General features: G+C 68.4%; 25 protein-coding genes and 1 pseudogene. 14 read left to right on the top strand and 12 right to left on the bottom strand.

Annotation, left to right across the window (positions count from 1 at the left end; all coding sequences use genetic code 11):
- Nucleotides 1-11 precede the first annotated feature (11 nt).
- The 5 genes and pseudogenes from typA to BM360_RS20070 form a co-directional block, all read left to right on the top strand.
- Nucleotides 12-1,850: a translational GTPase TypA gene (gene typA / locus BM360_RS07200; RefSeq protein WP_093312856.1), complete on the top strand. Its 1,839-nt coding sequence runs from the start codon at nucleotides 12-14 to the stop codon at nucleotides 1,848-1,850.
- Nucleotides 1,851-1,980: 130 nt separating this feature from the next.
- On the top strand, nucleotides 1,981-2,406 hold the full coding sequence (locus BM360_RS07195; protein ID WP_207544539.1) for a hypothetical protein: 426 nt from the start codon (nucleotides 1,981-1,983) through the stop codon (nucleotides 2,404-2,406).
- 61 nt (nucleotides 2,407-2,467) lie between these two features.
- Nucleotides 2,468-2,857, top strand: a complete 390-nt coding sequence (locus BM360_RS07190) for an NADH:ubiquinone oxidoreductase subunit NDUFA12 (protein ID WP_093312852.1) — start codon at nucleotides 2,468-2,470, stop codon at nucleotides 2,855-2,857.
- On the top strand, nucleotides 2,854-3,369 hold the full coding sequence (gene mlaD, locus BM360_RS07185; RefSeq protein WP_093312850.1) for an outer membrane lipid asymmetry maintenance protein MlaD: 516 nt from the start codon (nucleotides 2,854-2,856) through the stop codon (nucleotides 3,367-3,369). Before BM360_RS07190 ends, mlaD begins: the two co-directional genes overlap by 4 nt.
- A pseudogene (locus tag BM360_RS20070) lies at nucleotides 3,366-3,788 on the top strand (DUF2155 domain-containing protein); the annotation flags it as partial. The gene mlaD and the pseudogene BM360_RS20070, both read left to right, overlap by 4 nt.
- A 35-nt stretch (nucleotides 3,789-3,823) precedes the next feature.
- Here the strand turns inward: BM360_RS20070 and aat are convergent.
- Together aat and BM360_RS07170 are read right to left on the bottom strand one after the other, a co-directional pair.
- Nucleotides 3,824-4,546 (bottom strand): leucyl/phenylalanyl-tRNA--protein transferase, encoded by a 723-nt coding sequence (gene aat, locus BM360_RS07175; RefSeq protein ID WP_093313856.1) that lies wholly within the window; start codon nucleotides 4,544-4,546, stop codon nucleotides 3,824-3,826.
- A gap of 57 nt (nucleotides 4,547-4,603) precedes the next feature.
- Nucleotides 4,604-5,392 carry a hypothetical protein gene (locus tag BM360_RS07170; RefSeq protein WP_093312848.1) on the bottom strand — a complete coding sequence of 263 codons (789 nt, stop codon included), beginning with the start codon at nucleotides 5,390-5,392 and terminating at the stop codon, nucleotides 4,604-4,606.
- A 139-nt stretch (nucleotides 5,393-5,531) separates the two neighbouring features.
- Here BM360_RS07170 and BM360_RS07165 point away from each other — a divergent pair, with 139 nt between their 5' ends.
- Nucleotides 5,532-6,143, top strand: coding sequence for a serine O-acetyltransferase (locus tag BM360_RS07165; RefSeq protein WP_165611223.1), 612 nt, complete (start codon nucleotides 5,532-5,534; stop codon nucleotides 6,141-6,143).
- A 21-nt stretch (nucleotides 6,144-6,164) separates the two neighbouring features.
- On the opposite strand, the gene arsC is transcribed toward BM360_RS07165, so the two are convergent.
- From arsC to aroQ, 4 genes are read right to left on the bottom strand one after another with little or no spacing between them, the layout of a single operon-like run.
- Nucleotides 6,165-6,506 carry an arsenate reductase (glutaredoxin) gene (gene arsC, locus BM360_RS07160; RefSeq protein ID WP_093312844.1) on the bottom strand — a complete coding sequence of 114 codons (342 nt, stop codon included), beginning with the start codon at nucleotides 6,504-6,506 and terminating at the stop codon, nucleotides 6,165-6,167.
- Complete coding sequence (gene accC, locus BM360_RS07155; protein WP_093313854.1) at nucleotides 6,503-7,864, bottom strand: acetyl-CoA carboxylase biotin carboxylase subunit; 1,362 nt, start codon at nucleotides 7,862-7,864, stop codon at nucleotides 6,503-6,505. Before accC ends, arsC begins: the two co-directional genes overlap by 4 nt.
- A 5-nt stretch (nucleotides 7,865-7,869) precedes the next feature.
- On the bottom strand, nucleotides 7,870-8,355 hold the full coding sequence (gene accB, locus BM360_RS07150; protein WP_207544538.1) for an acetyl-CoA carboxylase biotin carboxyl carrier protein: 486 nt from the start codon (nucleotides 8,353-8,355) through the stop codon (nucleotides 7,870-7,872).
- A 39-nt stretch (nucleotides 8,356-8,394) separates the two neighbouring features.
- On the bottom strand, nucleotides 8,395-8,829 hold the full coding sequence (gene aroQ, locus BM360_RS07145) for a type II 3-dehydroquinate dehydratase (RefSeq protein WP_093312840.1): 435 nt from the start codon (nucleotides 8,827-8,829) through the stop codon (nucleotides 8,395-8,397).
- A 73-nt stretch (nucleotides 8,830-8,902) separates the two neighbouring features.
- Here aroQ and thiS point away from each other — a divergent pair, with 73 nt between their 5' ends.
- Both thiS and BM360_RS07135 read left to right on the top strand, forming a co-directional pair.
- Nucleotides 8,903-9,907 carry a sulfur carrier protein ThiS gene (gene thiS, locus BM360_RS07140; RefSeq protein WP_093312838.1) on the top strand — a complete coding sequence of 335 codons (1,005 nt, stop codon included), beginning with the start codon at nucleotides 8,903-8,905 and terminating at the stop codon, nucleotides 9,905-9,907.
- Between the two features lie 69 nt (nucleotides 9,908-9,976).
- Nucleotides 9,977-10,159: a CsbD family protein gene (locus BM360_RS07135; RefSeq protein ID WP_093312836.1), complete on the top strand. Its 183-nt coding sequence runs from the start codon at nucleotides 9,977-9,979 to the stop codon at nucleotides 10,157-10,159.
- A gap of 78 nt (nucleotides 10,160-10,237) precedes the next feature.
- Here BM360_RS07135 and BM360_RS07130 read toward each other — a convergent pair whose 3' ends face one another.
- Nucleotides 10,238-11,893 (bottom strand): thiamine pyrophosphate-binding protein, encoded by a 1,656-nt coding sequence (locus BM360_RS07130; RefSeq protein WP_093312834.1) that lies wholly within the window; start codon nucleotides 11,891-11,893, stop codon nucleotides 10,238-10,240.
- A 92-nt stretch (nucleotides 11,894-11,985) separates the two neighbouring features.
- On the opposite strand from BM360_RS07130, the gene BM360_RS07125 reads away from it, so the two are divergent.
- Both BM360_RS07125 and BM360_RS07120 read left to right on the top strand, forming a co-directional pair.
- Nucleotides 11,986-12,717 (top strand): CoA transferase subunit A, encoded by a 732-nt coding sequence (locus BM360_RS07125; RefSeq protein WP_093312832.1) that lies wholly within the window; start codon nucleotides 11,986-11,988, stop codon nucleotides 12,715-12,717.
- Complete coding sequence (locus BM360_RS07120) at nucleotides 12,717-13,361, top strand: 3-oxoacid CoA-transferase subunit B (protein ID WP_093312831.1); 645 nt, start codon at nucleotides 12,717-12,719, stop codon at nucleotides 13,359-13,361. The genes BM360_RS07125 and BM360_RS07120 overlap by 1 nt, the downstream gene beginning before the upstream one ends.
- 3 nt (nucleotides 13,362-13,364) lie before the next feature.
- Here the strand turns inward: BM360_RS07120 and nagE are convergent, their stop codons facing one another.
- The 4 genes from nagE to BM360_RS07100 form a co-directional block, all read right to left on the bottom strand.
- Nucleotides 13,365-15,056 (bottom strand): N-acetylglucosamine-specific PTS transporter subunit IIBC, encoded by a 1,692-nt coding sequence (gene nagE / locus BM360_RS07115; RefSeq protein ID WP_093312829.1) that lies wholly within the window; start codon nucleotides 15,054-15,056, stop codon nucleotides 13,365-13,367.
- Complete coding sequence (gene ptsP / locus BM360_RS07110) at nucleotides 15,053-17,488, bottom strand: phosphoenolpyruvate--protein phosphotransferase (RefSeq protein WP_093312827.1); 2,436 nt, start codon at nucleotides 17,486-17,488, stop codon at nucleotides 15,053-15,055. Before ptsP ends, nagE begins: the two co-directional genes overlap by 4 nt.
- Entirely contained in the window at nucleotides 17,485-19,419 is a 1,935-nt protein-coding gene (locus BM360_RS07105) for a beta-N-acetylhexosaminidase (protein ID WP_093312823.1), read from the bottom strand. Before BM360_RS07105 ends, ptsP begins: the two co-directional genes overlap by 4 nt.
- Nucleotides 19,420-19,508: 89 nt before the next feature.
- Nucleotides 19,509-22,232: a TonB-dependent receptor gene (locus BM360_RS07100; protein WP_093312819.1), complete on the bottom strand. Its 2,724-nt coding sequence runs from the start codon at nucleotides 22,230-22,232 to the stop codon at nucleotides 19,509-19,511.
- Between the two features lie 196 nt (nucleotides 22,233-22,428).
- On the opposite strand from BM360_RS07100, the gene BM360_RS07095 reads away from it, so the two are divergent.
- Genes BM360_RS07095 through BM360_RS19855 form a run of 4 tightly spaced genes read left to right on the top strand, consistent with a single transcriptional unit; the run spans nucleotide 22,429 to nucleotide 26,007 of the window.
- On the top strand, nucleotides 22,429-23,172 hold the full coding sequence (locus BM360_RS07095; protein ID WP_093312816.1) for a GntR family transcriptional regulator: 744 nt from the start codon (nucleotides 22,429-22,431) through the stop codon (nucleotides 23,170-23,172).
- A gap of 3 nt (nucleotides 23,173-23,175) precedes the next feature.
- Nucleotides 23,176-24,207, top strand: a complete 1,032-nt coding sequence (locus BM360_RS07090) for an SIS domain-containing protein (RefSeq protein WP_093312814.1) — start codon at nucleotides 23,176-23,178, stop codon at nucleotides 24,205-24,207.
- On the top strand, nucleotides 24,207-25,337 hold the full coding sequence (nagA, locus tag BM360_RS07085; RefSeq protein WP_093312810.1) for an N-acetylglucosamine-6-phosphate deacetylase: 1,131 nt from the start codon (nucleotides 24,207-24,209) through the stop codon (nucleotides 25,335-25,337). The genes BM360_RS07090 and nagA overlap by 1 nt, the downstream gene beginning before the upstream one ends.
- 37 nt (nucleotides 25,338-25,374) lie before the next feature.
- Nucleotides 25,375-26,007, top strand: a complete 633-nt coding sequence (locus tag BM360_RS19855) for a YdeI/OmpD-associated family protein (RefSeq protein WP_242653348.1) — start codon at nucleotides 25,375-25,377, stop codon at nucleotides 26,005-26,007.
- A 92-nt stretch (nucleotides 26,008-26,099) separates the two neighbouring features.
- Here the strand turns inward: BM360_RS19855 and BM360_RS07075 are convergent, their stop codons facing one another.
- Nucleotides 26,100-26,285, bottom strand: coding sequence for a hypothetical protein (locus BM360_RS07075; RefSeq protein WP_093313852.1), 186 nt, complete (start codon nucleotides 26,283-26,285; stop codon nucleotides 26,100-26,102).
- Nucleotides 26,286-26,401: the final 116 nt, after the last annotated feature.

Here is a 26,401-nt window from a genome sequence, read left to right as displayed (position 1 = left end):
CAGGATTTCCCATGAGCCTCCGCAACGTGGCGATCATCGCGCACGTCGACCACGGCAAGACGACGCTGGTCGACCAGCTGTTCCGCCAATCCGGCACCTTCCGCGACAATCAGCGCGTGGAAGAGCGTGCGATGGACTCGAACGACCTTGAGAAAGAGCGCGGAATTACCATTCTCGCCAAGTGCACGAGCGTGGAGTGGGCGCCCGAGGGGCAGGAACCGACGCGCATCAACATCGTCGACACGCCCGGCCACGCCGACTTCGGCGGCGAGGTGGAGCGCATCCTGTCGATGGTCGACGGCGTGATCCTGCTGGTCGACTCGTCGGAAGGCGCGATGCCGCAGACGAAGTTCGTCACCGGCAAGGCGCTGGCGCTGGGCCTGCGCCCGATCGTCGTCGTCAACAAGGTCGATCGCCCGGACGAGCGCATCCAGGAAGTGCTGGACGAGGTGTTCGACCTGTTCGTCAGCCTCGATGCGACGGACGAGCAGCTCGATTTCCCCGTCCTCTACGCGTCAGGCCGTAACGGTTATGCCAATGAGGACCCGACGCTGCGCGAGGGCACGCTGGCGCCGCTGTTCAACAAGATCGTCGAGCATGTGCCCGCGCCCAAGGCCGATCCGGACGGTCCGTTCAAGTTCCTCGTGACGCTGCTGGACCGCGACAACTTCCTCGGCCGCATCCTCACGGGCCTGGTCTTCTCGGGTTCGGTCAAGACCAACCAGGCGATCCACGCGCTCGACAATAACGGCAACGTCATCGAGACGGGCCGCGCCTCCAAGATCATGACGTTCCGCGGGCTGGAGCGCGTGCCTACCGAGGAGGCGAATGCCGGCGACATCATCAGCCTCGCGGGCCTGACGGTCGCGACCGTCGCCAACACCATCTGTGACCCGTCCGTCACCGAGCCGCTGCACGCGCAGGCGATCGATCCGCCGACGCTGTCGATGCGCTTCGCCGTCAACGACTCGCCGATGGCAGGCCGCGAGGGCACCAAGGTGACCAGCCGCATGATTCGTGACCGCCTGTTCCGCGAGGCGGAATCGAACGTCGCGATCAAGGTGACGGAAGCCGACGACAAGGATTCGTTCGAGGTGGCTGGCCGCGGCGAGCTCCAGCTCGGCGTGCTGATCGAGACGATGCGCCGCGAAGGGTTCGAGCTCGGCATCAGCCGCCCGCGCGTGCTGTTTCGCACCGACGAGGACGGCAAGCGGACGGAGCCGTATGAGACGGTCGTGATCGACGTGGACGAGGAATATTCGGGCACGGTCGTCGAGAAGATGAACCTGCGCAAGGCCGAGATGACGGACATGCGCCCGTCGGGCGGCGGCAAGACGCGCATCACCTTCTCCGCGCCGTCGCGCGGGCTGATCGGCTATCATGGCGAGTTCCTGTCCGACACGCGCGGCACGGGGATCATGAACCGGCTGTTCGAGAAGTACGGGCCGCACAAGGGCGCGATCGAAGGCCGCAAGAACGGCGTGCTGATCTCCAACGGCGTCGGCGAGGCGCAGGCCTATGCGCTCGGCCCGCTCGAGGAGCGCGGCGTCCTCTTCGTCGGCCACGGCGAGGCGCTGTATGAAGGCATGATCATCGGTCAGAACGCCAAGGATGATGACCTCGAGGTCAATCCGATGAAGGCCAAGCAGCTGACCAACTTCCGCGCATCGGGCGGCAAGGACGATGCCGTCCGCCTGACGCCGCCGAAGCGGATGACGCTGGAACAGGCCATCGCCTATATCGACGATGACGAGCTCGTGGAGGTGACGCCCAAGTCGATCCGCCTGCGCAAGCGCCACCTCGATCCGCACGAGCGCAAGCGCGCCTCGCGCGCCAAGGCGGCCGCCTGACGGATTGCCAAGTGGGGCGGAAATCCTCCGCCCCATTTTGGAACGGGTCGCCACAGCCTTCGTAGAATCGCCAACGCCGGCCGGGGCTTCGGCCTTGGACGGCGCCTCTGGGGGCGCTGGAGGAGTGGCGATGCGTACATCGATGAAGACGTTTGTGGCGGGGCTGGCGCTCAGTTCCGCAATGGTGGTGGCGACGGCGCCGGCGGATGCGCAGCGCTGGCGTGGTGGCGGCGGCCCGGGCTGGGGGCGCGGCTATTATGGCGGCGGACCTGTCTTCCGCGGCGGTGGCTGGCGTGGCGGTTATCGCGGCGGCTACCGCGGTTACTACCGGCCTTATTATCGCGGCTATGATCGAACCGGCGTTGCGATCGGCGCAGGGCTGCTCGGCCTCGGCGTGGGTGCGGCGATCGCCTCGGCCAACCGGCCCTATTATGACGGCTATTATGGCGGGCCGGCTTATTATGGCGGCGGCTATGCCTGGGGCGGTGGCTGCTACACGCGGCGCGTGTGGGATCCCTACATCGGGCGCAGGGTGCGCGTGCGTTATTGCGACTGAGCCATGCGAAGGCGCCGCGGCGGGGCTTCCCCGGCGCGACGCCAGCGGCTAGGGCGGTTGCATGGGCCTGCTGAAGAATGCCTTTACTTGGTGGGAAGGCGCCACCTGGGGAACCGCGCTCTACACGCGCCGCAAGGGCGCGGAGGTGGGGCGCGATGCGTTCGGGAACGTCTATTTCGAGTCGAAGAAGCCGGATTCGTTCGGCGTCCGGCGGCGCTGGGTGATGTATTCGGGCTCGAACGACGCCAGCCGGGTCGCCCCCGAATGGCATGGCTGGCTGCACGGCAATATCGATACGGTGCCCGAGGGGCCGGCGAAGGCATGGCAGAAGCCGCCGCTCGGCAATACGACGGGCACGCGCGACGCCTATCGCCCGGCCGGCGCGCTGGAGGCAGGCGGCCGCCGTGCCGCCGCGACCGGCGACTATGAGGCGTGGACCCCCGACGCATGAAGGCTGCGATCAAGGAAAACGTCGCCGAGGCGCTGATCGGCCTCGCCGTCGTGCTGCTCGCGGTGTGGTTCGTCTCGATGGCGTGGACGCGCACCGGCGGCGGCCGCGCGGCCAATGCGGTCGAGGTCAATGCACTGTTCCCGAACGCGTCGGGCGTCAACATCGGCACGGACGTGCGCGTCGCCGGGCTGAAGGTCGGCAGCGTGATCGGTCAGTCGCTCGATCCCGCCACGTGGCAGGTCAAGCTCGTCTTCGCGCTTGATCCCTCGATCAAGCTGCCGTCCGACTCCAGCGCGGCGATCACCTCCGAAGGGCTGCTCGGCTCCACCTTCGTCGGCATCACGCCCGGTGGCTCGGAAACCGCGTTGAAGAGCGGCGACACCATCGTCGACACGCAGGGCGCGATGGACCTGATGGGTCTGATCGGCGGCTTCATCAACAAGACGCCGTCCTCCTCCCCACCCTCGAGCGAGGGCGCCGACGCCGGGAGCGCATCCGCGCCCGCGCCATGAGGTGGTGGGCAGCGGCGCTGCCGCTGGGGATGCTCGTCGCGCTCGGCACGGCGGCCGCGTATCAGAATGACAGTGCGCAGACGGAGACCAGCGCGCCGATCGATGCATCGGCGCAGGCCGACGTGCCGGAAAAGCGCGCGCGAACCCGGTCTGCGGCTCCCGCGCGCACCCGCGAAGCGACACCGATGGCGGAGCGGGTCGCCGTCATCGGCCTGCTCAACAAGCGCAACGGCCTAGCCCGCGATCTGACGCTCAAGCCGGGCCAGGCAGTGCGCGTCGGTGACGTGATCGTGCGGCTGCGCGCCTGCGAGCGCACCGCCTCATGGGAGCCGGAGCAGCTGACGGGCGCCTTCGTCCAGCTCGACGTGCGCGGCCGCGACGGGCGCTGGCGGCGCCCCTTTTCGGGCTGGCTCTACAAGGAAACGCCGTCGCTCAACGTCGTCGAGCATCCGGTCTACGATGTCTGGCCCAAGAGCTGCGTGATGCGCAGCCCCGATATCGGTGCCGACACGCTGGTCGCGCCCTCCGGCGGGTCCAGCCGGTCCAGCGCGAAGAAGTCGGCAGCGCCGGCCGCAGCATCGCCCGCACCGGCCGCCGCGGCGAACCCCAGCGCCGAATCGAGCAACCCGACATAGACGTCGCGGCTCACCTCCACCGCGCCGAGCGAGGCGAGGTGACTGGTGATGAACTGGCAATCGAGCAGCCGAAAGCCGCCCACGCGGAGCCGCGCGACCAGGTGGGCCAGCGCCACCTTGGACGCGTCCGTCGCCCGGCTGAACATGCTCTCACCAAAGAAGGCGCGGCCGAGCGACACGCCGTAAAGCCCGCCGACCAGCTCGCCATCGGCCCAGGTTTCGACCGAGTGGGCGTGGCCGCGGCGGTGCAGCTCGCCATAAGCGCGCTCGATCGCCGGGTTGATCCACGTATCCGGCCGATCCGCCGTCGCCGCCGCGCAGGCCGCGACCACGCCCGGAAAGGCGCGATCCACCGTAGTCTGGAAGCGCCCGGAACGCAGCGTCTTGGCCAGCGAGCGGGACAGGCGAAAGCCGTCGAGCGGCAGGATGCCCCGCGCCTTCGGCTCGACCCAATAGACGTCGCGCGCGGCCCGGCTGTCCGCCATCGGGAACACGCCGACCGAATATGCCCGCAGCAGCAGATCGGGATCGAGCATCGTCACGGCCGCCAAGGTGGCGTGGCGGGGGGGCGGACGCAAGCTGCCGGCTGCGCTTTCCTCTTACTGCTTCGTCGCGGTGAAGCGCGTCGTCGAATTGTTGCGCAGGTTGGTGGAGCTGACCGCCAGCGTGCGTCCATCGGCCGAGGGCTCGAACGTCATGCGGTAGACGGGCTTGCCCTTGCGAATTCCGGTTTCCTCATAGGCCGCGCCCACCTTGCGAACCTGCACCATCGTGCCCGCGGGATCACCGACGATCGGCGCGGCCGGCCCGCCCAGCGTCGCGGCATAGCTCTCCCCCGTCGGTGTCGAGAGTTTCAGCACCTTGCCGTCCAGCCGGAAGGTCTGGTTCAGCCCGGCCTCGCTGCTCTGTGCGGCTGTACGCTTCCACGAGCCGGAGATGGCATGGGCACCCGCCGGGGCCGCCGCCAGCCGAGTCAGCGTGCTGCTGCCCTCCACCGGCACGCCATTGGCGGAGCCGCTGTCCTTGTAGGTCGTGCGCGTGGTGTTGCCGTCTGACGACACGGTGTCGGTCGATGTGCCGACGATCCGGCCCTTGCGCCGGATGGCGAAGTTGACCGTGTTGGCATCGACCACCTCGACCATCCCCTCGTCCCAATATTCGGGGCCGCTCACCTTGTGCCACTTGCCGTCGGCCGGGACCGAATAAGCAGGCGTGCAGCTGGCGCAGCGGAAGACGCCGCCAGCCAGCGACTGCACGACCGGCTTGTCGGACAGCTGCGCGGTGGCGAGATCGGACGTCCACGTGCCGTCGATCGGGTCCGCTTTGGCGGGCGCGGCGGCGAGCAGGATCGCGGGCAGGAGCGTGGCGAGAGGGGCGATGCGAATCATGCGCTGATCTCCGGACGGAGGACATGAGCGCCGCTACGCCACCGGGCGGCTCCAGATCGGAGGCTACGCCGCACGCCTGGGCCTGTCGAAGTCACCGAGTCCGTCCGTGGTGCACGCTATGGCTCCGTTCCGGAGGAGCTTGCAGTCGCCCATTCGGCGGATCAGGCGCACGCCCGCACCGCGGTTCAGCGATGGCGAGGGCGGTATGGGGTCGTGCGTCAGCTATGTGAAGAGCGATCTGTTCCGCTATGCCGGCCGCGTCTCCGCGGGTGCCTTCCTGCATTATTACCTGCGCCACCTTGGGTTCCGGTACAGCGTCTGGCTCCGTCTGACGCATGCGTCGAACCCGCTGGTCGCTGTGCTGGCGAAGGCGCGGCACCGCGCGCTGTCGCACAAGCTGGGCATTCAGATCCCCAGCGCCCTCCCGATCGGATACGGGCTGCTCATCCCCCATCCGATGTGCATCGTCGTCAATTCCAGTGCGCGGATCGGCGACAATTGCACGCTTGGCCACTGCGTCACCTTCGGCTCGGCCAGCAAGGCTGCGGCGAGGGTAGGAGACGGCGTGTTCATCGGCCCCCACGCCGTCCTGGTGGAGGAGGTGACGATTGGCAGCGGCGCGACGATCGGTGCGGGGTCGGTCGTCGTGAAGGACGTGGATGCGGGCGATACGGTCGCAGGCAATCCGGCGCGGCGCATCGGTTCGTCCGAAGGCGCGCTGATCAAGAACCGCTGGTCGGTGGCGCGCTGAGCACGCCACCGAGAGCAGGCATTAGAGGATCTCGCGCACCCGTTCGGGCGGCCGGCCGAGGCGCACGCCCTTGTCCGTCTCCACCAACGGCCGCTCGATCAACACGGGATGGAGCAGCATCAGCGACAGCAGCCGATCATCATCGGCATCCGCCAGCGCGAGTTCCTTGGCCAGCGGTTCGCCTGCACGCAGCACATCGCGCGGTGCGAGACCGCCCTTTGCCAGCAGGCGTTCCAATTCGGCCCGCTCGGGCGGAGCCTTGAGATACTCGACCGTGGCGATCTCCGCGCCCGCCGCCTCGAGCAGGGCCAGCGTCTCGCGCGACTTGGAGCAGCGCGGATTGTGCCAGATGGTCGCCTTCATTTCGGCGCGTCCATGCCGCCATCCTCCAGCCAACTCTCCAGCCACTTGATCGTATAATCGCCCGACTGGAAATCAGGGTTCTCGATCAGCTGCTGATGAAGCGGGATGGTCGTCTTGCCGCCCTCGATGACGAATTCCTCCAGCGCCCGGCGCAGGCGGCGGATCGCCCCTTCGCGGCTGTGGCCCCAGACGATCAGCTTGGCGATCATCGAGTCGTAATAAGGCGGCACGCGGTAGCCGGCATAGAGGCCGCTATCGACGCGAACCGCGAGGCCGCCGGGCGCGTGATAGCCCTTGATGAGGCCGGGGGAGGGCGCGAAGGTGCGCGGATCCTCGGCGTTGATGCGGCATTCGATGGCGTGGCCGCGGAACTCCACATCCTCCTGCCGCAGCGACAGGCCCTTGCCCTCGGCCACGCGGATCTGCTCGCGCACGAGATCGAGCCCGGTGATCGCCTCCGTCACCGGATGCTCCACCTGCAGGCGGGTGTTCATTTCGATGAAGTAGAACTGGCCGTCTTCCCACAGGAACTCGATCGTCCCCGCGCCGCGATAGCCCATGTCCGCCATCGCCTGCGCGACGATGCCGCCCATGCGCGTCCGCTCTTCGGCGGAGATGATAGGGGAGGGGGCTTCCTCCAGCACCTTCTGGTGGCGGCGCTGAAGCGAACAGTCCCGCTCGCCGAGGTGGATGGCATTGCCCTCGCCGTCGCCGAAGATCTGGAACTCGATATGGCGTGGATCGCCGAGATACTTTTCCATGTAGACGGTGGCGTCGCCGAACGCCGCCTTCGCCTCGGAGCCCGCCTGCTGCATCAGGCTTTCCAGCTGGTCTTCGCTGGGCACCACCTTCATGCCGCGCCCGCCGCCGCCGGACGCCGCCTTGATCAGCACCGGGTAGCCGATATCGCGCGCGATCCGCTTGGCCTCCGCGGCATCGCTGATCGGCCCGTCCGATCCGGGCACCAGCGGCAGGCCGAGGCGGGCGGCGGTGCGCTTGGCCTCAACCTTGTCGCCCATCGTCCGGATATGTTCGGGCTTGGGCCCGATCCAGATGATCTGGTGCGACTCGACGATCTCGGCGAAACGCGCATTCTCGCTGAGGAAGCCGTAGCCGGGATGGATGGCATCGGCGCCGCTGATCTCGGCGGCGGCGATGATGTTGGGGATGTTGAGATAGCTCTCGGCTGCAGGCGGCGGGCCGATGCAGATGGCGTGATCCGCCAGCCGCACGTGCATCGCATCGGTGTCCGCGGTCGAATGGACCGCCACCGTCTCGATACCCATTTCGTGGCAGGCGCGGTGGATGCGGAGCGCGATCTCGCCGCGATTGGCGATGAGGACTCGTTTGATCGCCACCGGCGTCACTCGACGATGACGAGCGGCTGGTCGAATTCCACCGGCTGGCCGTTGCCGACGAGCACCGCCTTGACTGTGCCCGCGCGCGGCGATGCGATCGGGTTCATCACCTTCATCGCCTCGACGATCAGCAGGGTCGCACCCGCCTCGACGCGCTGGCCGGGCGCCGCGAACGGCTTGGCATCAGGCTCGGGCGCCAGATAGGCGGTGCCGACCATCGGCGACTTGACCGCACCGGGATGGTCCGCCGCCGCAGGCTCGGGCGCATCGGGAGCGGCCGCCGCGGTGGACGGGGCGGGCGTGCCGGTGAGCGGCGGGGGCGGGGGCGCGTAGACGGGCGCTGCTGCCGCCACCTGCGCGGCTTTGCGCGCCACGCGGATGCGGCGTTCCCCATCCTGCACCTCGATCTCGGTCAGGTGAGTGGTATCGAGCAGCTCGGCCAGTTGGCGGACGAGCGCGGGATCGATCTGCATCCCGGAAGGCTCGGTCATGATGTGACCCTTTATGTTCGTTTGTTGCGCTTGCGTCTGTCAGAGCTTCGCCGCCGCGTCCAGCGCGAGCAGATAGCCGGTCAGCCCGAAACCCGCGATCGTGCCCTTGGCTGCCATGCCGACATAGCTTTTATGTCGGAAATCCTCCCGCCGGTGCGGGTTCGACAGATGCACCTCGATCACCGGCACGCCGATCGCCTTGATCGCATCGTGCAGCGCGATGGAGGTGTGGGTGTAGGCGCCCGCATTCAGCACCACGGCGCGCGCGGGCAGCGCATTCGCCTCGTGCAGCCAGTCGACCAGATGCCCTTCATGGTTGGATTGCCGCAGGTCGACCGTCAGGCCGAGACCCTGGGCATGATCGTCGCAGGCGTTGGCGATGTCGTCGAGCGTGTCGGAGCCATAGATTTCCGGCTCGCGCAGGCCGAGCAGGTTGAGGTTCGGCCCGTTCAGGATGAACACCGTATCGGCCATCAAGGGCGCTCCGCGGTTGGACGTGAAGGACCGCCCCCCATATAGAGCAGCCATCCTTCAGGAAAGGCACGCAATGACCGAAGACCGTACCCTGTCGATCCGCTTGAACGGTGAGCATCGCCGGGTGCGTGACGGGATCACCATCGCGGAGCTGGCGGGTGAGCTGGGCCTCGTGCCCGAGAAGGTGGCAGTGGAGCGGAACCTCGAGGTGGTGCCGCGCTCGACCCTCGCCAACGTCCGGGTGGAGGATGGCGACGAGCTGGAGATCGTCCACTTCGTCGGCGGCGGCGATCATGTCGCGCCGCTGGCGGACGATAGCTGGACGGTGGCGGGGCGCACCTTCCGCTCGCGGCTGATCGTCGGCACCGGCAAGTATAAGGACTTCGCACAGAACGCCGCCGCGGTGGCCGCATCGGGTGCGGAGATCGTGACCGTCGCGGTGCGGCGGGTCAACGTCGCAGATCGCAACGCGCCGATGCTGACGGATTATATCGACCCCAAGCAGATCATGTACCTGCCCAACACGGCCGGCTGTTACACCGCGGAGGACGCAATCCGCACGCTCCGCCTCGCGCGCGAAGCGGGCGGGTGGGACATCGTCAAGCTCGAGGTGCTGGGCGAGGCGCGCACGCTCTATCCCGACATGCTGGAGACGCTGCGCGCGACCGAGGTGCTGGCCAAGGAAGGCTTCAAGCCGATGGTCTATTGCGTCGACGATCCGATTGGCGCGAAGCGGCTGGAAGATGCCGGCGCGGTGGCGATCATGCCTTTGGGCGCGCCGATCGGATCGGGCCTCGGCATCCAGAATCCGGTGACGATCCGCCTGATCGTGGAGGGGGCGAAGGTGCCCGTGCTGGTCGATGCCGGCGTCGGCACAGCCTCCGACGCGGCGGCCGCGATGGAGTTGGGCTGCGACGGCGTGCTGATGAACACCGCCATTGCCGAGGCCAAGGATCCGATCCTGATGGCGCATGCGATGAAGGCGGCGGTCGAGGCCGGACGCATGGCCTACCGTGCCGGCCGCATGGCCAAGCGCCGTTATGCCGATCCGTCCAGCCCGCTTGCCGGCTTGATCTAAATCATTTGTCACCGGAACGGGGGCAGGCCGCTTTCGTTCTCTTCGCAACCGCAACGCGAGGAGCATGTCATGGGTGAGATGACCGACAAGATCAAAGGCGTGGCCAACCAGGTCGCCGGCGAAGTGAAGAAGGCCGTCGGCGATGCGCAGGACCGGCCGGACGTCGTGGCCGAGGGTGAGGCGCAGAAGACCGAGGGTCAGGCGCAGCACCTCAAGGGCAGCGTCAAGGGCGCGCTCGGCGACAAGATCTGAGATCGCGAGGGGGAGGCTTAGGCCTCCCCTTCTTCGTTACGGCAGCATGGCCATGGGTTCGGTCACGCCGCCGGAGCCTCAGCCGGACGTTCCCCGCAGCCCGCTGATCGTGACGGCAGGCGCGAGTTGCTCCACCTCTGTCTTCAGGTGCAGCAGCGCAACACCAGGCTCGGCCATCGCCCGTTTCAGCGCCGACGCGAACGCTTCCGTTCGCTCCACCGTCTCCGCCCAGCAGCCATAAGCCCGTGCGAGCGCGGCAAAGTCCGGATTGACGAGTTCGGTGCCCGACACACGCTCGGGATAGCGGCGCTCCTGATGCATGCGGATGGTGCCGTAGCTGCCATTGTCGATCACCAGCACCAGCATGCGCGCCCCCTGCGCCACCGCGGTCGCCAGTTCCTGCCCGTTCATCAGGAAGTCGCCGTCGCCCGCCGCGACGATGACCTGCCGATCGGGATCGCGTAGAGCCGCAGCAACCCCCGCGGGCAGGCCGTAGCCCATCGCCCCCGCGGTCGGCGCCAGCTGCGACGGCATAGCAGCATAATGCCAGAAGCGGTGGAACCAGCCCGAGAAATTGCCCGCGCCGTTGCAGACGATGCTGTCCGCCGGCAGCACCTCGCGCATGTGCGCGACGCACAGGCCGAGATCGAGCGCCCGGCCATTCGGCGTAGGCGTCGACCAGGCGAGCCAATCGGCATGGGCCTGCTCGTGCAGTCCTTCCTTCCAGCAGATCCAGCCTGCCTCGTCCAAGGCGCGGGCGAACGCGGTCACGTCGGCGCAGATCGCGTAACCTGCCTGATGAACCCGATTGAGCTCTGCCGGGTCGGGGTGGACATGCACCAACGTCTGGCCGGGATGGTCGGGCGTGATCAGCGCATAGCCGTCCGTCGTCGCCTCACCCAGCCGCGCGCCGATCACGATCAGCAGGTCGGCATCGCGCACCCGCTCGACGAGCTTTGGATTCGGTCCGTAGCCGAGATTGCCTGCATAGATGGGGCTGTCGTTCGGGATCGCGTCCTGCCGACGGAAGGCACAGGCGACCGGCAAGCCGATCCCCTCAGCCCAGCGGGCCACCGCCGCACCCGCCTCACGCGTCCAGCCTGCGCCGCCGACGATCGCCAGTGGCGCGCGGGCTGCCTCGATCAGCTCGTCCAGCGTGTTAAGCATCGGCGCACCGGCGCCTTGCGCGGCCTTCAGCACGAGCGGCCGGTCAACCGCATCCACGGCATCGCCCAACATGTCCTCGGGCAATGCCAGCACGACGGGGCCGGGCCGCCCGCTCATCGCCGTCGCATAGGCCCGCGCGACATATTCGGGGATGCGCGCGGCATCGTCGATCCGCGCCGCCCACTTCGCCAGCGGGCCGAACATCGCCGCGAAATCGACTTCCTGGAACGCCTCACGGTCGCGGTCGCCGCGCGCCACATCGCCGACGAACAGGATCATCGGCACCGAGTCCTGCATCGCCACGTGCACGCCGATCGAGGCGTTGGTGGCCCCCGGCCCACGCGTGACGAAGCAGATGCCGGGCCGGCCGGTCATGCTGCCGTCGGCACATGCCATGAAGGCGGCGCCACCCTCCTGCCGGGCTACGACCAGCGCGATTTCGGGCGTGTCGACCAGCGCATCCAGCACCGGAAGGTAGCTTTCGCCGGGCACGCAGAAGATGCGATCGCACCCTTGCGCCACGAGTTGATCGACGAGGATGCGGCCGCCGGTGCGCAGATCTGTCATCGCGGTAGCTTAGCCGCCACCGCCGTGACGCGGAAGCGTTGACGCGGCGCCGTCCGGCCCGTTACGCCGCCCTGACCAGAATGGGAGTGCGCATGCAGAAGGTCTATCCCAGTGCCGAGGCCGCGCTCGAAGGGCTGCTGCATGACGGCATGACGATCGCCAGTGGCGGCTTCGGCCTGTGCGGCATCCCCGAGCGGCTGATCGATGCGATCCAGGCGGCGGGCACGAAGGGGCTCGTCTGCGTGTCGAACAATGCGGGCATCGACGGCGTGGGGCTGGGCAAGCTGCTGCGCACGCGTCAGGTGGCCAAGATGATCTCCTCCTATGTCGGCGAGAATAAGGAGTTCGAGCGGCAATATCTCTCGGGTGAGCTGGAGGTTGAATTCTGCCCGCAAGGGACGCTGGCCGAGCGGTTGCGCGCGGGCGGGGCGGGGATCCCCGGCTTCTACACCAAGACGGGCGTCGGCACGCTTGTCGCCGAAGGTAAGGAGCTGAAGGAGTTTGACGGGGAGACCTACGTCCTCGAGCGCGGCATCCGCGCCGACCTGTCGATCGTGAAGGGCTGGAAGGCGGATGAAGCGGGCAACCTGATCTTCCGCAAGACCGCGCGGAACTTCAACCAGCCGGCCGCCACCGCCAGCTACAACACCGTGGCCGAGGTCGAGGAGATCGTGCCGGTGGGGTCGCTCGACCCCGACGCCATCCATGTGCCCGGCATCTACATCAAGCGCATCGTGCTCGGCGCGCCATATGACAAGCATATCGAGTTCAGGACGACGCGGGCGCGCGAGGCGACGCCGGCGGCTGCGGGGAGCGAAGTCTGATGCCGTGGGATCGCAACCAGATGGCGGCGCGCGCTGCCATGGAGCTGCAGGACGGCTTCTACGTCAATCTCGGCATCGGTATCCCGACGCTGGTCGCCAACAACATCCCTTCGGGCATGGAGGTGACGCTCCAGAGCGAGAACGGCATGCTCGGCATCGGGCCCTTCCCCTATGATGACGAGGTCGATCCCGACCTGATCAATGCGGGCAAGCAGACGATCAGCCAGCTCCCCTCGTCCAGCTATTTCTCGTCCGCCGACAGCTTTGCCATGATCCGCGGCGGGCATATCGACCTGACGGTGCTCGGCGCGATGGAGGTAAGCCAGGACGGCGACATTGCCAACTGGATGATCCCGGGCAAGATGGTGAAGGGCATGGGCGGCGCGATGGACCTCGTCGCCGGCGTGAAGAAGATCATCGTCGTCATGGAGCACACCGCCAAGGACGGCAGCCCCAAGTTCATCCCCGCCTGCACGCTGCCGCTGACGGGCAAGAACGTGGTCGACATGATCGTCACCGACCTCGCCGTCTTCCAGCGCGCAGACCATCAGAGCCCGTTCAAGCTGATCGAACTGGCGCCGGGCGTGACCGCCGAAGAGGTGCAGGCAAAGACCAGCGCCGCTTATGAAGTAAACCTGCGGTAGGGCTCAAGCAGCGGAGATCCGCTGATCTCCTGCTTGCCCGCCGCGGTTCGCCGGCAGCAGCGCCGGCGTATCCGCGTCACTCCACTCCGCGAGAAGGTGGACCGCAGACGGCGTGCGCGTCACGCCCAGTGCGCCTGCGGATCGGAGCGCGTCCAGGTCCGCCGCTTCGGGCCGCGTGCACAGGGCGATCACGCGCTGGCCACGGCGCTCGATCCGCGTGACGCCCGCAGGTTCGAGCGCGAGGCGCATCCGGGGCAGGTCGATGGCGGTCCGCGCTGTCGTCTGTCCGCGATGGGAGCGCATCTCCGTGGCAAGCTGGTCCGCTTCCGTGCCGATCACGACCTGCACCGCGCCGCGCGCGAGGCGCACGACGCCCCGGGCACCCAGGCTGCGGAGCGTGTCGTCGGCGACGCGCGCCTGATCCTGCACGACGAGGCGTAATCTGGTGGTGCAGGCAGCGATCTCCAGCAGATTGTCGCGCCCGCCCAAGGCGGCGATCATTGCGGCCGCTCGATCTCCGCTCACAGTGGAGAGTGCAGCCGCCTCAGCGTCGCGGCCGGGTGTCTTCAGGTCGAAGCGGCGGATGCACCATCCGAACACGACGTAGTAGAGCGCTGCATAGGCCAGGCCGATCGGAAGCAGCAGCAGCGGCCGGGTGGCGAGCCCGAAGTTCAGCACGTAATCGAGCAGGCCCGCCGAAAAGCCGAAGCCGAGCTTCACCCCCAGCAGCGCCATCACCACCATCGCAACGCCCGTCAGCACCGCGTGGACGAGGAACAGGGCCGGGGCGAGAAACAGGAAGCTGAACTCGATCGGTTCGGTCACGCCCGTCAGAAAGGCAGTCAGCGCCAGGCTGAGATACAGGCCCGCCACGCTCTTGCGGCGGCCGGGCGCCGCGGCGCGGTACATGGCGAGGCAGGCGGCGGGCAGGCCGAACATCATTACCGGGAAGAAGCCCGCCATGAACCCGCCGGCGCTCGGATCGCCGGCGAAGAAGCGCTTGAGATCGCCGGTCGCGCCGTGGAAGTCGCCGATCAGGAACCAGGCGATGTTGTTGAGGATGTGGTGCAGGCCCGTCACCAGTAGCAGCCGGTTGAGCAGGCCGTAGACGAACAGGCCGAGCGGCCCTGCCGTCACCACCCAGCGGCTGAGCGTATCGACCCCGGCCTCGAACCACGGAAAGGCGGTGCCGAACACTGCGGCGAGCAGAATGCCCGCGCATCCGCTGACGATCGGCACGAAGCGGCGGCCGGCGAAGAAGCCGAGATAGGCCGGCAGCTGGATCGCAGCGAAGCGATTGTAGAGCGTGCCCGCCGTCACGCCCGAGACGATGCCGGCGGGCACGCTCAGCTTGGCGATCTCCTTCGCTTTCCAGGCGGCCACGTCTGCCAGTCCCGCCGGCGCGTCGAGCAGCGCTTCCGCTCCCTTCGTCGCGACGAGGAAGCAGACGACGCCGGCAAGGCCCGCGGCACCGTGATTCTCCCGCGCCAGCCCCACCGCGACGCCGATCGCGAACAGCAGGCCGAGATTGGCGAAGATCGCGTCGCCTGCGGCCGCGACGAAGCCGATGTCCAGCATGTCCGGCTGGCCGAGCCGCAGCAGCAAGGCCGCGATCGGCAGCACCGCGATGGGCAGCATCAGCGCGCGGCCGAGCGGCTGGCACCGCTCCAGCAAGAGGGCGCCCATCCGCCTCATGCCGCGGCTCCCGCCAGCAATGCGCGGACGGCGTGGGGCGATGCCGCAGCGCAGGCGCGCTCCGCCAGCGTGACGCACTCCGGCATCGATAGCTCCCGAACGGCCGCCTTCAGCGCGGGGATCATGCCGGGCGGGGCGGACAGCTTGGTGATGCCGAGGCCGATCAGCAGCGCGGCGGCGGCAGGATCGGCCGCCAGCCCGCCGCACACGCCCGTCCACCGGCCGCGCGCCGCCGCCGCACGGGCGGCATGGCCGATCAGGCGCAGCACGGCCGGGTGCAGCGCATCCACCTTGTCCGACACCGCGGCGTTGCCGCGATCGCAGGCGAGAACGTACTGCGTCAGATCGTTGGTGCCGATCGAGAAGAAGTCCGCTTCCGCGGCGAGCTGGTCGGCCAGCAGCGCGGCGGCGGGCGTCTCGATCATCACACCCAGCTGGACGGGCGCGGTACGACCGGTGTCGGCAAGCGCCTGGGCCAGGCGCGCGCGGATGGCGGCCAGTTCGGCCACATCGACGATCATCGGCAGCATGATGCGGCATTGTTCGCCGGGGATTGCCGACACGGCCGCGCGAAGCTGCGTGTCGAGCAGGTCGGGCCGGGCGAGACCGAGCCGGATGCCGCGCAGGCCGAGCGCCGGATTCTCCTCGGCGATGCGGGGCAGGTACGGCACGGGCTTGTCGCCGCCGATGTCGAGCGTGCGCAGGATCAGCGGCCGCTCGCCCAGCGCCGCGGCGATCCGGGCATAGAGCGTGCGCTGCTCGGCCTCATCGGGTGGGGCGGCGCGGTCGAGGAACAAAAATTCGGTGCGCAGCAGCCCGCACCCTTCGGCGCCGGCCGACACTGCCATGGCGGCATCCTCGACCGAGCCGAGATTGGCGAAGATCTCAATGCGTGTGCCATCCGCCATGACGCAGGGGGCCTGCGCCGCTTTCGCCTGCGCGGCCCGCCGCTCGCGCGCCGCAGCGATGGCCGCGGCGGCGGCGGCGAGCCGGTCGATGTCGGGCGCGCGCTCGATGCTTCCGTGATCGGCGTCGAGGATCACCGTCTCGCCGTCCGCAATCGCGAGCACGTCCGGGCCGGCAGCGACGACCATCGGCACGCCGGCCGCCGCGGCGAGGATTGCGACATGTGCGGTCGGCCCACCGGACGCGGTGCAGATGCCGGCGAGCCGCGCCCGATCCAGCGCGAGAAATTGCGAGGGCAGCAGATCCTCGGCGATCAGGATCGTGTCGTTCGGCAGCGACATCGCCCGTGGCTCGGCACCGCTCAGGCGAGCGATCACCTGCCGCGCGACATCCTCCAGATCCGCCACCCGCTCGATCAGCAGCGCATCGCCGGTGGCGCGCAGCACGCCCGCAGCTTCCGCGATGGCCTGCCGCCAGGCGAAGCCGGCGCTGCGGCCGGCGGCGATCTGGGTGTCGGCTGCAGCGATCAGGGCCGGATCCTCGAGCAGGGCGCGATGCGCCTCCCCGATCTCACCCCGCAGCCCGGCGGCGACGGCGTGGCGGGCCTCGGTGAGGGCGGCGCGCTCATGCTCGACGCCGCCGCCGTCATGCTCGACCGCGATCTCCGGCGCACGGAAGGTCAGCGCGTGGCCGATCGCCAGCCCCGGCACCGCGCAGATGCCGCCTTCGCGCTGGCGCGGCGGGGCGGCTGGTGTCGGGGCCGGGGAGGCTTCGTCGCCGAAGCGTTCGGTGGCGAAAGCGGCGAGTGCGGCCAAGGCTGCGTCTGCGTCTGCGCCGACCGCCTCCGCATCGATCCTGTCGCCGCGCTTGGCGGCAAGCGCCAGCAGCGCCACCGTGCTGCGTGCGGACGCGCTGCGCTCACCCAGGTAAAGCGTGACCTCCGCGGCGTAGGGCTTCAACAGCGCGACGATGCGTGCGGCGGGGCGGGCATGGATGCCGTTCGGTGCTGTGACGTCGATGACGCGCGTCTCGCGCCGGCTCTCGGCTTCGCGCACCGTTGCCGCGGCGACGGTGCCGGTCACGCGGCCGATCGGCGTACCCGCGGCAACGAGGCCAGTCTGGGCCGCGAGCGTCACGCGCGCTCCGTCACTCGTCGCAACGAGCGGCGTGATCAGGTCTCGTGCGGCGAGACCGACCGCGTCGAGATCGAACCGGATCAGCGGATCGCCCGTGCGGACGGTATCCCCGGCACGCGCGACCGCCTCGAACCCCACGCCGTTCAGCGCCACCGTCTCCAGCCCGATGTGGATCAGCAGGTCGACACCGTTCTCCAGCTTCATCGTCACCGCATGGCCGCTCGCGGGAATGGAGAGGATGCGGCCAGGGGCAGGGGCGCGCAGCACGCCTTCGATCGGGTCGATGGCGAAGCCGTCGCCCATCATGCCCTCGCCGAACACCGGATCGGGCACGGCGCCGAGCGGCACCAGCAGGCCGGCCAGCGGCGCGTGCAGCGTCACCTCGCTCATGGCAGCAGCTCGACCCCGGCCAGCCCCCACAGCGGATCAGGGCCCCTCGCCGTATAGGTGATGCAGAGCGTGTCCGCCGAGCGCGCCAGCGGCGCCTCGATTCGGGTGATGCCGGGGTGCCGCGCGGCCTCGGCCAGCGGCAGCACCGCCAGTCGCTCTCCGTCGCAGCCCGCGCGCACCTCGAACTCGCCTGCGGGCGTCGCGGGCGGACGGAAGGTGATCTTGGCGCGGTCCGCACCCAGCTGGAAGTTGAACGGCAACTGCCCAACGGTGAGCGCGATCCGGCGGGCGCCGCCGGCACCTTTCCGCAGCCAGCAGGGATTGAGGATGTCGACGACGAAGCGAGCGCGGGGACCGGCCGCGGGATAATCATCCTCAAGGTTCAGGACGAGCTTGTCGGTGCAGGGCGCGAAATCTGCCGGCGGCGGCACGCGGAAGGCGCTGTCGGCGGCGGCGAGACCGAGCGGCGTGAGCCGGGCGAGGTGCGGAGACAGCCGATCGACGAAGCCGGCATAGCTGTCCTGCGTGGTCGACCAGCCGATCTCGGCGATCGCACTGGCCCGGGGGAAGAGTTGCCATGCCGCGCGCGCCTCGGTGCGGACATGCTCCGTCCAGAGATTGCCCTGCAGGCCGAGCAGGTGGCGCCGGGTGGCCGCGTCGAGCGATGGCGGTGCCGGATCGAAGGCGTAGACATCCGCCAGGCTGATCACCTTGCCCCGCCCCGGCGGTTCGTCCGCCCCACTGCCCTGGCGATGATCGAGGTAGAGCGTGGGGGCGGGGCTGAGGATCGCATCGTGCCCGGCCTTGGCGGCGGCAAGCGCGCCATCGACGCCGCGCCACGACATGATCGTCGCATCGCGCGGCACCCCGCCCTCAAGGATCTCGTCCCACCCGATCATGCGGCGGCCGTGACGCTCGAGATAGGCACCGAGCCGCGCCATGAACCAGCCTTGCAGCGCATTCTCGTCCTTCAGGCCGAGCGCCTTGATCCGCGCCTGCGTGGCGGGATCGGCCTTCCACTGGTCCTTCACCGCCTCGTCGCCGCCGAGATGGATCCACGGCGACGGGAACAGGGTCATCACCTCGTCGAGCACGTCCTCAAGGAAGCCGAACGTCGCTTCATCCGTATTGTAGAGCCACGGATAGACGCCCCAATCGGACCAGACATTGTCGGGCAAGGGCACGCCCATGCCGAGCTTCGGATAAGCGCGGATCGCCGAGACGGCGTGACCGGGCATTTCGATCTCGGGCACGATCGTGACGTTACGGGCCGCGGCATAAGCGACGATGCCGCGGATCTCGTCCTGCGTGTAGAAGCCGCCGGTAGCGGGCAGGGGCGGAGCGCCGGGTGCGGTGGCGGGCCGACGCCAGGCGGAGACGTCGGTCAGGCGGGGATATTTCCTGATCTGGATGCGCCAGCCCTGATCGTCGACCAGGTGCCAGTGCAGCCGATTGAGCTTGTTGGCCGCCATCCAGTCGATCAGCGAGCGGACGAAGGCGGGCGACTGAAAGTGACGGGCGCTATCCAGCATCACGCCGCGCCAGGCGAAGCGCGGCGCATCCTCGATCGCGACGAAGGGCAGATGGTGCGCGGCGTCCTGCGTCACCAGCTGCCAGAAGGTGACGGCACCATAGAGGGCACCGGCATCATCCGACGCGCTGATCGTCGCGCCGTCCTCGTCAGTCGTCAGGCGATAGCCTTCGCCGGGCAGTCCAGCCACGCGGCGGAAGCGCACGGCATAGCCCGTCGGCGCGGAGCCGATGCGCTGCGTCGCAAGCAGCTGCGTCAGGCGCTCCGCCGCATCGCCGCCTCCGTCTATCCGCACCGTCGTGATCGGCACGCCGCCCGCCTGCACAGTCATCGCCGAGGGACGGGGAAGCAGTTTCGGCGGCATCCCCGCCAGCGCGGCGGCGACGAAAAGGCTCAACATCTGCGTCTATCCGCTTGGCCCCGGTCCATCATCGGGGTGTGCAGGGGCAAGGGCGGCACGGCAAGCGCGCCGCCCCGGCGGTCGGCCGATCAGTATTTCACGCGCACGCCCGCATAGAAGATGCGGCCATTGTCATAGCGCGCGCGGAACGCGGTGCTGATGCCGGCATATTGGCGGATCTTCTCGTTCGTCAGGTTCACCGCATCGGCGGTCAGCGCGATGTTGTCGGTGAGCCGGAGATTGATCGATCCGTCGAGCGATTCCGTTGCGGCCTGGTTCAGCTGCGCCGCCCGGTCGATGTTGATGAAGAACTTGGAGCGGTAATTGTACGAGAGCCGCGCCGACAACCAGTCATTCTCGAAATAGCCGGTGACGTTCAGCGCATGCTTGGAGTTGCCCGGAATCGGATCGCCGCTGTCCGAGCTCGCGTCCGAATAGGTGTAGTTGACGATGGCACCGATCGGGCCCCAGATCCGCCGCGACGCCTGCAGCTCGATGCCCTTGTTGGTGCCGCCCGATCCGTTCGACCGGCGGTTGATGTCGAACAGGCAGTTGTAGAGGTTCGGGTTGGCCGTGCCTGCGGGCGTGCAGCGCGACAGGTTGGGCGTCGAGGTTTCGACCGGGAAGCGTTCCTGCACCGTGCGGTTGACGATGTAGGACTTGATGTCCTTGTAATAGAGCGCGGCGGCAAAGATCGTCTCGCGATCCGGATACCACTCGATGCTGAGATCGGCACCGTTGGCGCGGTACGGCTGCACGCTGGGGTCGCCGCCGTCGCCGGCCAGTGCGCCGGGGTTGAGGCTCACGCGCGGTACGATGTCGGTATAGTCCGGCCGTGCCACGGTGCGGCCAGCGCCGAAGCGGACGACCAGATCCGGCGTGAGATTGAGCGCGAGGTTCACGCTGGGCAGGATATCCGTATAGGCGCGCTTCACCTCGATCGGCAGGTAGACGCCGAACGCATTGTCGGTGACGGCGCCCGGCGTGGTCGGTGCGACGCCGAGCAGATTGCCTGCCGAGCGCTGCTCGGTACGGATCACGCGCACGCCGAAATTGCCGTGGAAGTCGTCACCCGCGCGGCCAAGCTTCGCCATGGCATAGCCGCCATAGGTCTTCTCGTTGATCGCGAAATTTTCGGGCGGGTTGGGGATGCGCGCCCTGGCACTGGCGGGAAGGGCGGCAATGGCGCTGGCGAGCGCGGAGGCATCGACGTTCCAGTAACTCGTCAGCGTACCCGGACGCGCGATATTTTCGAGGAAGTCGCCGGGTGTCGAGCCGCCGTCGAAATCGGCGGAGGTGCAGCCGCGGCCACCGCAGCCAGTGGTCGAGAGCGGGACGAAGAAGCCGCCATAGGTGGTCGCAAGGAAGAAGGTGTTGCGATCATGGTCGGTATATTTGGCACCGACCTTGATCGAGGAGAGAAGGCCCAGATCCAGATCATGCTGCCAATCGGCATAGGCATACTTCTCCTTGTCCCGATTGCCGATGTTGTGGAACGAGGCGAAGTCGAAGATCAGGCTGCTGGGATTGTCCGGATCGATCCCCCGAAAGCTGACTTCCGGCACCCGGCCGTCCGTATAGTCGAACGTGAAGCTGCCGGGTGCACCGCCTTCGTAGAAGGGCTGGTTCGCCGTATCGCCCTTCGCCTTGGTGTAGCCGATCTTGATGTGGACCGTGTCCGCATCGGTCGGCTTCCAGGTTGTGTCCAGATCGGCCGACCAGGTCTGCGCCAGCGCTTCGCGGTAGATGGCGTCGTAGACGACTGCGCGGCCGGTCGGCGTCGAGGTGATCGTGCCTGCGGTGACGTAGCCGTCCTGCACCTGCGCGCCCGTCAGCGTGCCGCCGCCGCCCAGTGCGTTGGAGCCCCAGGCCATGAAGTTGCGGTTGAAGTTGTCGGCGTTGAAGCGCGAGTAGAGGCCGGTCGCAATCACCTCGAGCGTTTCGGTCGGGCGGAATTGCAGCTCGACATTGCCGCCGATGCGCTCGCGCTTCTGCTCGAACAAGGCGGAGCCGATCAGCGACGGCACCTGCACCGTCTGCCCGCCGACCGTGGTCGCGGTATAGCCGAGGATCTCCACGCCGTCGCGCCGCGTCCGGCGCTTCTGGTAGACGCCGCCGACCAGCACGCCGAACGTCTCGTCCGCATTCTTCCAGCTGACCAGCCCCGATGCCTGCGGATCGAACTTGTCAGACCGCTCCGAATAGACCGCCTGTGCGGACGCGGAGACTGAGAAGGCGGCCAGATCGAGCGGATGGCGCGTGTGGACGTTGATCGTGCCGCCGATGCCGCCTTCCTCCACATCCGCCTGCGGGCTCTTGTAGACGTCGAGCTGGCCGACGATCTCGGCCGGCAGCGTCAGATAGTTGAACGAGCGGGTGGCGGCGAGCTGATCCTCGATGAACCAGTCGGCGGTTGCGATTGAGTGGCCGTTGACGAGCGTCTTGGTCAGGTTCGGCGCGGTGCCGCGCAGCGATACGCGCTCCCCTTCGCCGAAGGTGCGGTTAATGACGACGCCCGGAATGCGTTGCAGCGCTTCGGCGACGTTCTTGTCGGGAAACTTGCCGATATCCTCGGCGGAGATGATGTCGGCGACGACATCGGAGTTGCGCTTGGCGTCGATCGAGGCGCGCAGCGATTGGCGGATGCCGGTGACGACGATCTCGTCCGCATCGCCCGAACCCGTATCGCTCGGACCCGGCCGGACCGCGCCCGAGGACGGCGTGTCGCTCGGCGCGCTATCCTGCGCGGCGGCGGCGGTGGCCATCAGCGCAAGCAGGCTGGCTGTGGCGGTGAACACTCCCCTGATGGCCATTTCCGATTCCCCTGTTCGAGATCAAGCCTGTGTGGTCTTGCCTGACTAATACCATTGCCAGACCAATACGCGAACCATCCGCTGCGAATTGGAACTCGTCAAGCCGGTTTCGCAACAATCCGGTCACAATCAAGAAAGTGGCTTGGCAAGTGGTCTGCTATTGGTCTTATATGGCGGCCACAGGCGGGGAGCATTGATGGCGAATCTGGCCGAACTGATCGGGCCGTTGGACGAGGCAGGACGCGGGTCGCTTTACGCCAAGCTGCGCGATGCGCTGCGCGACGCGATCGATCGTGGCGTGCTGAAGCCGCAGGAGGCGCTGCCGCCCGAACGCGACCTGGCGACCGACTTCGCGATCTCGCGCATCACCGTGCGCAAGGCGCTCGACGCGCTGGTTGGCGAAGGGCGGCTGACGCGGCGGCAGGGCGCCGGCACGTTCGTCGCCGGACGGGTGGAGAAGCAATTCTCCAAGCTGTCTTCCTTTTCCGAGGACATGGCCGCGCGCGGCCGCGGCGTGCGCAGCGAATGGCTGTCGCGCGCGGAAGGCGCGGTGACGCCCGACGAGGCGCTGACGCTCGGCCTCAGCCCGGGTAGTGCGGTCTACCGGTTCAACCGCATCCGTTACGCCGACGATCTGCCGATGGCGTTGGAATATGCGACCATCCCCGGCTTCGCGCTCGACGGGACGGACGTGGTCGACACGTCGCTCTACGCTGCGCTGGAGGCATCGGGCATGCGGCCGGTGCGCGCGCTCCAGCGGCTTCGCGCAGTCTCCTTCACGCCGGAGCAGGCGAAGCTGCTGAAGGTGGAGGCGGGCGCACCGGGCCTGTTCATCGAGCGGCGCGGCTTCCTCGACGATGGTCGGGCGGTGGAGGCGACGCGCAGCTGGTATCGCGGCGACGCCTATGACTTCGTTGCCGAACTGAACATCAGGGGCTGAACCATGATCGATGCGCAAGCGACGCGGATGTTCGCCGAGGCCGCCGAAGCAGCGGACGTGGTGGAGCGGCAGGCGGCGGCCAATGCCGTCACGGTGGCGGAACTCGCCGCATCGCTGCGCCGCTCGCCCCCACGCGGCATAGCCACCTGCGCGCGCGGCAGCTCCGACCACGCCGCCACCTACGCCAAATATCTGTTCGAGACGCGCGCGCAGGTGCTGACCACCTCGATCGCCCCGTCCATCGCCTCCGTCTACGGCGCAGCGCCGGTGGGGGAAGGGATGCTGGCGCTCGGCATCTCGCAATCGGGCAAGAGCCCAGACATTGTGGCGACGCTCCAGGCGGCGCGCGACGCGGGCGCACGCACGCTGGCGCTGGTCAACGTCGCCGGCTCGCCGTTGGCGGCTCTGGCGGACACGGTGCTGCCGCTCCATGCCGGCGCGGAGACGAGCGTCGCCGCGACCAAATCCTATATTGCCGCGCTCGCCGCCATTGCGCAGCTGACGGCCGCGTGGACCGGGGATGAGGCGCTTGCCCGTGCGCTGGCCGCGCTGCCGGATGCTCTGCGTGCGGCCTGGACGGCGGATTGGACGCCGCTGGTGGATACGCTGGCGGGGGCGCAGGGCATGTATGTCATCGGCCGCGGCGTCGGGTTCGGCATCGCGCAGGAAGCGGCCCTGAAGTTCAAGGAAACGTGCGGCCTGCATGCCGAGGCGTTCAGCGCGGCCGAGGTGAAGCATGGGCCGATGGCGCTGGTCGGCAAGGGGTTCCCGCTGCTTGTTCTCCGTCAGGCGGATGAAACGGCCGAAGGCGTCGATGCGCTGGTGCGCGAAGTGGTCGCGCGCGGCGGCACCGTCCTCCTCGCGGGTGATCCGATCGACGGTGCCATCCACCTGCCGGTTGCGGCGGCGCATCCCGCGGTCCAGCCGATCCTCGCCATTCAATCCTTCTACCGCGCGGCGAACGCACTAGCGGTGTGTCGCGGCTTCGATCCGGACCGCCCGCCGCATCTCGCCAAGGTGACCGAGACCGTCTGATGGCCGTCACCTTCACCAATGGGCGCATCCTGATCGACGGCGCGCTGCACGAGGGCGTCGACGTGGGCATCGACGGCGGCCGCATCGCCGCGGTCGGTACGGGTGCGCAGGTCGGCAAGATCGTCGATCTCGGCGGTGCCATCCTCGCTCCCGGCTTCATCGACAGCCAGGTGAATGGCGGCGGTGACGTGCTGTTCAACGCCGATCCGAGCGTCGAAGCCATCGCCGCCATCGGCCGCGCGCATGCCCGCTACGGCACCACCGGCTTTCTGCCGACGCTCATCAGCGATGATCTGGACGTCATTCGCAGAGGGATCGCTGCCGTCGATGCGGCGATCGAGGCGGGCGTGCCGGGGGTGCTTGGCATCCATATCGAAGGTCCGTTCATCAACGTGGCGCGCAAGGGCATCCACGCCGCCGCGCATATCCGCGAACTGGACGAGGACGGATATGCCGCCCTGACCGGCCTGCGCCATGGCCGCACGCTGGTGACGCTCGCGCCCGAGCGGACGACGCCCGAGACGATCCGCCGCCTCGTCGCGGCGGGTGTGGTGGTGGCGGCGGGGCATACGGACGGCCGCTATGACGAGATCTGCGCGGCGATGGATGCGGGGCTGAGCGGCTTCACGCATCTGTTCAACGCCATGTCCCCGCTCGGCAGCCGGGAGCCGGGCACTGTCGGCGCGGCGCTCGGACGGGCGGACAGCTGGTGCGCGATGATCGTCGACGGCTTTCACGTCCACCCGGCGACGATGCGGCTGGCGATGCGCTGCAAGCCGCACGACCGCTTCATGCTGGTGACCGATGCGATGCCGACGACGGGCGGTGACCGATCGGACTTCGAGCTGCAGGGTCGCCGCATCGAGACGCTGGACGGGCGACTGGTGGACAGCAACGGCACGCTGGCGGGCTCCGACCTCGACATGGCGCGGGCGGTGCGGAACGCGGTGGCGATGCTCGGCGTGCCGATCGAAACGGCATTGCAGATGGCGAGCGCGACTCCCGCTGCCTTCCTGCGCCTGCCCGGACTTGGCCGCATCGCGCCGGGGGGGGCCGCATCCTTCGTCATCCTCGACGAAGCGGGCGTCCGTGCGACCTGGATCGACGGTGTCTGTGTGTTCGAGCGTTGACCCGCCGCTGACGGCTGATCGACCCGGCAAGGGCACCATGGACAGCCTGCCTTCCGCCCGCCACGTTGTCCTCATGCCCGAAAGCGATCCCGAGACCCGCGCCGGCTTGCCGATCCTGACCTTCGCCGATCAGGCGGGCTTCGTCGGCTGGCTGGCCGCCCAGCCGCGCGACAGCAAGGGCGCATGGCTGCGCTTCGCCAAGAAGGGCGCTGCCCTCGTCACGCTGTCCAAGCCGGAGGCGATCGATGCCGCGCTCTGCCACGGCTGGATCGACGGGCAGCTCAACAAATATGATGAGGGAAGCTGGCTCGCCCGCTTCACCCCGCGCAAGCGGGCCAGCAACTGGTCGGAGGTGAACCGCACGCGCGCGCTGGAGCTGATCGCGGCGGGGCTGATGACGCCGGACGGGCTGGCCGAGGTGGAGGCGGCCCGCGCCGATGGGCGCTGGGAAGCCGCCTATCCGCCGGCGAGCACCGCCGTCGTGCCGCCCGACCTGCAATCAGCGCTCGACATGACGCCAGCGGCGGCGGCTTTCTTCGCCGGGCTGAGCGGGGCGAACCGCTACGCCATCCTCTACCGCGTCAACACCGCACGGCGGGCGGAGACCCGCGCGAAGCGGATCGCCAACATCGTCGCCATGCTGAAACAAGGGAAGACGGTGCATGGCTGACAGCCCCGTCCCGAGCGATCAGGATGAGTTCCGCGTGCTGTTCAGGAACTAGGACGTCTCTAAGACGTCGGTGGCGACGCGGCAGGCGTCGGCTAGACCCCGACCTTCGCCGCGGCATTCGCGGCAGTCAGTGCGGCATTCTGTTCCGCCGAAAGCGCCATCGCGTCCCATGTCTCGGCGCTGCGTTCATGCATCGCCTTGCGGTTCGCCAGGCTGGTCCCCGCGGCGAGTGCCCGCTGCTCGGCCGCGTTCGCGCGGTATGTCTCGGATATGCTCATGGGCGCCATATGGGGTCGAATGTATGACGTTCATAGGTACAGCCGACATCGCGGATGCAATGCTTGCCGCATCCATGGCGGGCCGGACCCTGGCGCCGCCTCGCGACGTTCTGCTG

Source organism: Sphingomonas jatrophae, from assembly GCF_900113315.1.
GTDB classification, from domain to species: Bacteria; Pseudomonadota; Alphaproteobacteria; order Sphingomonadales; family Sphingomonadaceae; genus Sphingomonas_P; species Sphingomonas_P jatrophae.
The sequence above is the reverse complement of the archived record's forward strand: the minus strand, read 5'-3'. Positions and strand labels throughout refer to the sequence as shown.